Annotated in this window: 4 protein-coding genes and 1 pseudogene; all 5 read right to left on the bottom strand. The window is 63.0% G+C overall.

Annotation, left to right across the window (positions count from 1 at the left end; genetic code table 11):
- Positions 1 to 353 (bottom strand): annotated as a pseudogene (locus EOA27_RS21545) (ABC transporter permease); the annotation flags it as partial.
- A complete protein-coding gene (locus tag EOA27_RS21540) occupies positions 350 to 1,375 on the bottom strand; it encodes an ABC transporter permease (RefSeq protein ID WP_127257110.1) in 1,026 nt (341 codons plus the stop codon). The gene EOA27_RS21540 and the pseudogene EOA27_RS21545, both read right to left, overlap by 4 nt.
- Positions 1,372 to 2,859, bottom strand: a complete 1,488-nt coding sequence (locus EOA27_RS21535; protein WP_126062103.1) for a sugar ABC transporter ATP-binding protein — start codon at positions 2,857 to 2,859, stop codon at positions 1,372 to 1,374. The genes EOA27_RS21540 and EOA27_RS21535 overlap by 4 nt, the downstream gene beginning before the upstream one ends.
- Positions 2,860 to 3,020: 161 nt before the next feature.
- The gene (torT, locus tag EOA27_RS21530) at positions 3,021 to 4,079 is read right to left on the bottom strand and encodes a TMAO reductase system periplasmic protein TorT (protein WP_126062104.1); all 1,059 of its coding nucleotides are present in this window, start codon (positions 4,077 to 4,079) and stop codon (positions 3,021 to 3,023) included.
- A gap of 161 nt (positions 4,080 to 4,240) precedes the next feature.
- On the bottom strand, positions 4,241 to 5,017 hold a 777-nt coding region (locus EOA27_RS21525; protein WP_127257107.1), incomplete at its 5' end, for an aminotransferase class III-fold pyridoxal phosphate-dependent enzyme.

The raw sequence follows: 5,017 nt of genomic DNA, 5'->3' as shown, positions 1-5,017 counted from the left end.
CGGGCGATCAGAACCGCCGCTCCGATCCCATAGAGGATCGAAACGTCGCCGCCACCCGTTGCCACCATCGCCATCGAGGCGGCGACGCTGACCAGCGAGACGGTGTAGCCGAGCGACAGATCGAAGCCACGCGTCAAAAGCACCATTGTCTGCGCCATGGCGAAGATGGCCAGATAGCTCCCCTGCAGCGCTATGTTGCGGAAATTACCGACGGAAAGCACGCGCGGCTCGACCAGGCCGAACAGGACCAGCACCACGAAGATGGCGATCGGCAGCCGCGCGGCGCGCAGAATCTCCTTCAGCGAGAGACCGGAAGGCTGAGCCATCGGTTGTGTCTTGGCCTCCGTGCTCATGCCTGCCGCTTTCTCAACAGAAGCCGTTCGATGGCCAAGGCCACGATCAGCACCGCGCCAAGCACCAGCGTTTGATATTTGCTGTCGACCTGCACCAGGTTCATGGCGTTGGCGATCACCGACAGGAACAGCGCCGCCAGCGCCACCAGTTCGGCGCGGCCGACGCCGCCGCGCAGCGAGACGCCACCGATGACGGCCGCGGCAATGGTTTCGAGCGCCAGCGTTCCGCCGATAGTCGACTGGCCGGAGCCGAGCCGTGACGTCATCAGGAAGCCGGTGAGCGCGGCGAGCAGGCCGGCGAGCATATAGGCCGCGATCAGCGTGCGGCCTGTGGCAACGCCTGACAGCCGCGCCGAGCGCTGGTCGCTGCCCACCGCGTAGATATGGCGGCCGAGCGCAGTGAAACGCTGCATGACGATGCAGGCGGCAAGCACGCCCAGCCCCACCCAAAGAACGATCGGCAAGCCCAGGAACTGGCCGCGTCCGACATTGGCGACGAAGGAATCCATCACGCCGTAGATCGGAATGCCCTGCGTGAAATAGAGCGCGATGCCCATCAGCACCGACATCATCGCCAGCGTCACCATGAATGGCGAGAGCGAGAAGGTCGCAACCAGACCGGCATTGGCGAGGCCGACAAGCGCCCCGACGCCGAGTGCAATCACCAGCGACGCGATGATGAGGGCCGATTCCATACCGGGGAAATAGAAGCTGCCGACCAGCATCACCGCGGCAGTCACCACCGAGGTCGCCGACACCACAGCGCCCACCGACAGGTCGAAGCCGCCGGCCGTCATCACCAGCATCTGCGCCAGCGACGGGATGAGCAGTAGCGCGAAGTTGCGCATGACGTTGAGCAGGTTGAGCCGGTTGAGGAAACGCGGCTCGATCAGCGCGGTTGCGACGACCGCTACGACCAGGAAGGTGATGACGATGCCGCCTTGCATGAGGAAGCGGTCGAGCCGGCTCGCGCGATGCGATGGCGCGTTGGCAACGGTCACGGTCGCCGTTTCAGAGCTCATGCGCGCCCTCCGAAATAGTGCGACAACACCTGGGCTTCGCTGAGCTCGTGCTGGGCAAGCTCGGCGACGATTTTGCCTTCATGCATGACATAGACTCGCGAAGCGAGATTGATCAGCTCCGGCAATTCGGATGTCGAAACGACGACCGAGGCGCCGGCCTCGACCAGCGACTTGATGAGGTTGTAGACATCGGCCTTCGCTCCGACATCGATGCCGACGGTGGGTTCATCGAACAGATAGACATCGAAGGATTTCATCAGGCCGCGCGCCAGCATCAGTTTCTGCTGGTTGCCGCCGGAGAAGGCGGACGCCTTGCGCTCGGGCGCCAAGGGCCTGAGCGCGAGATTGGTAAGCGGCTCCTTGATCGTCTCGGTCTCGCGCCAGAATTTCAGCACCGGTCCCGACGACAATTGCGGCAGATCGAGCGAGCTCATGGTTGCGTTCTCGCGCGCCGGCCGCACCAGTGCCAGGCCTTCCGACCCGCGATCGGCCGGGAAATAACAGACATTGGCGGCAAGCATCGACGTCGGCGTCGGCCGCTCGATCGGCTTCTCGCCCAGCATGATCGTACCCGCCTCGATAGTCTCCAGGCCGAAGACGGCGCGGCAGAGCTCGCTGCGCCCGCAGCCGACCAGTCCGGCAAGGCCGACCACCTCGCCTGCATGCGCCGTGAAGGAGGCGCCGATGACGGAGTGCTTCTCCGTCGTGAGATCCCGCACCTCGAGCCTGACCGCGCCGGGCTTGTCCTCGATCTTCGGAAAGAGCTGTTCGACGGGGCGGCCGACCATCATCTCGATCAGGCCCTGGTCCGAAATCTCGGCGGTGACCACCGTACCGATCTTCTTGCCGCCGCGCAAAACGGTGACGCGGTCGGAGAGATTGCGGATCTCGCTCATGCGATGCGAGACATAGATGATGCCGACGCCGCGCGCCTTGAGCAGCGCCACGGCATTGAAGAGCTTTTGCGCCTCGCCGTCGGTGAGCGACGCGGTCGGCTCGTCGAGGATCAGCACCTTCGGCCGCATGCGCAGCGCCTTGGCGATCTCGACCATCTGCTTTTGCGCGCGCGACAGGAAGGCGACCTTCTCGTCGAGCGGCAAATGGAAGCCGAGACCGTCCAGCAGCTCGGCGGCGGCCTGGCGCATCTGCTTGCGCTTCAGGAACAGCCCGGACGACTGCTCGCGGCCGAGGAAGATGTTCTCGACCACGGTAAGGTCGGGCACCAGGCTGAATTCCTGGAAGACGGCGGCGATGCCGATCTCCTGCGCCACCTGCGGCGTCAGGCTGGTGATGGTGCGGCCGTTGATGCGGTAGACGCCTTCGGCCCAGGGAAACGTGCCGGCAATGAGATTGATAAGCGTCGACTTGCCGGCGCCATTCTCGCCAAGCAATGCATGGACCTCGCCCTCGTTGAGGGAGAAGTCGACATTATCGAGCGCGGCGATGCCGCGGAATCTTTTGGTGAACCCTGTAACTTCCAGCATCTTGTCCAAAGGCCCAAAGCCGGCAAGAGCAATTCGAGCAAACTGCGCGGCGGTTTCGCCTGGAATTGCATCAAGTCGCCTGACCGCCTTCTGCAAGGCGGCCAGGCCGGGAGGATCGCGATATGATCGCGAAGCTGAAGGCCGCGCCGGCGGCCTCGTTGCTATTCGACCGAGAAAACGGGGCGCCAGTTGTCCGGCGCGAAGATCTGGGTCGTGTCGATCTTGTCGACATTGTCCTTGGTAACGATGCCGGGGGCAACCAGCAGAACCTTTTCGTGGTCCTTCTTCTCCAGCGCGCGCACCGCCAGGTCGACGCCGATGCGGCCCATAATGACCGGATACTCGGTCGCGAAGCCCAGCACCTGGCCGCCCTTCACCGCCTTCAGCATGGTCTGGTTTTCGTAGGACGACATGATCGTCACATTGCTCAGGCCGGCATCGGCCACGGCGCCGATCGCTGCTTCCGCGGTCGGTGCGCCGCCCCAGATCACGTTGACGTCCGGATGGGTCTGCAGCGCGTCCTCGACCAGCTTGAGCTGCGCCGGCACGCTTGCCTCCCCGAACATCTCGCCGACCAGCTTGATGTTGCCTGTCTTGGTGCTGTCGCGGAAGCCGTCCATGTAGGTTTCGGCCCAGCCGCTGCCCTGCGGTCCGGGGAACGCCACTGCGGTGCCCTGCTTGTCGCCGAGAAACTTCTTCACATATTCGCCGGTCTGAAAACCCTTCTGGTAGAAGTCGGGCGTGATGCGGGCGGTGATCGGTGTCTCCAGGATCGGATTGGCGACGGCGATGTTGACGATGCCCTTGCCCATGCCCTCGTTGATCTTGGCCGCCACGCCGGCTTCCGAGATCGCGGAGATCAGGATGGCGTCGGCTCCCGAGGCGACGCAGTCGTCATATTGCGAGATCTGCTTCGGGAGGGCCGTGTAACCACCGGCCTGCAGCACCGTCACCTTGACGCCGAGACGTTTCGCTTCCTCGACGATGCCGTAGTCCACCGATACCCAGTAACTGTCCTGCAAATGCGGAAAGAGCACGCACAGCTTCCAAGGTTTTTCCGCCTTGTCGAGCGGCTTGTAGTCGATCTCTCCGACCTTCTTCAGATCGCCGTCCTTCGCCGACGCGATCTTGAACGGCCACCAGTCGGCGGCATGCGCCATTCCTGCCGACAGCACCGTCGCCGACAGTGCCAATGCCAGTGACTTCTTCAATCCTCTCATATCAGTCTCCCATTTTTCAGCGCCCTGATGGGCTGAAGTTTTCTCGATTTCGGCTTTGGTTGCCTTGGTATCCAACTGCCATTTCTACGTTGGCATTTAATAGGTCTGCGACATGCCGCAACCAGATGCGTCCAATAGTCGTGTAACTTACATCTTATATCTTATGTGTCAATGCGGGAATGACCAGCCGGATGAACTTGCGGCAGGGCAGCGTCTAGCGACTGCTGGAACGCATCGACCAAAGCGTCGATCTGCGCCTCGGTGATGATCAGTGGCGGACAGAAGGCGATGGCATCGCCCATGTTGCGCGAGATCACGCCATTCTGCTGCAGGAAGCCGTTGACCAGCGTGCCGAGCGCCGCCGGCTTGCCCAAAGGCGCCTTGGTCGCCTTGTCGGCGACGAGCTCGACCGCGGCGATGAGGCCGACCCCGCGCACCTCGCCAACCAGCGGATGCGAGGCGAGCTCGCGCAGCCTTGCCTGCAAATGCGCGCCGACCTTGCGCGCATTGCCGACGAGGTCGCGCTCCTCGATCAGCTTGATGTTCTCCAGCGCGACCGCCGCGGCGACCGGATGACCGCCGCCGGTGAAGCCGTGACCGAAAGTTCCGATGCGGTTGCTCTCGTCGGCGATCGGCTCGAACACCTTGTCATTGATGAGCAGCGCCGAGATCGGTAGATAGGAGGAGGAAATCTGCTTCGACAGCACCATGATATCTGGCTTGATGCCGAAGGTCTGCGAGCCGAACATCTCGCCGGTGCGGCCAAAACCGCAGATCACCTCGTCGGCCACCAGCAGGATGTCATACTTAGACAGCACCGCCTGGATTTTCTCCCAATAGCCGGCGGGCGGGACGACGACGCCGCCGGCACCCATGATCGGCTCGCCGATGAAGGCGGCAATCGTTTCAGGCCCCTCCCCAAGGATGAGCTTTTCCAG

The sequence above is a fragment of the Mesorhizobium sp. M2A.F.Ca.ET.037.01.1.1 genome (assembly GCF_003998075.1).
Taxonomy (GTDB): domain Bacteria; phylum Pseudomonadota; class Alphaproteobacteria; order Rhizobiales; family Rhizobiaceae; genus Mesorhizobium.
This window is presented reverse-complemented; position numbering and strand designations above follow the sequence as displayed.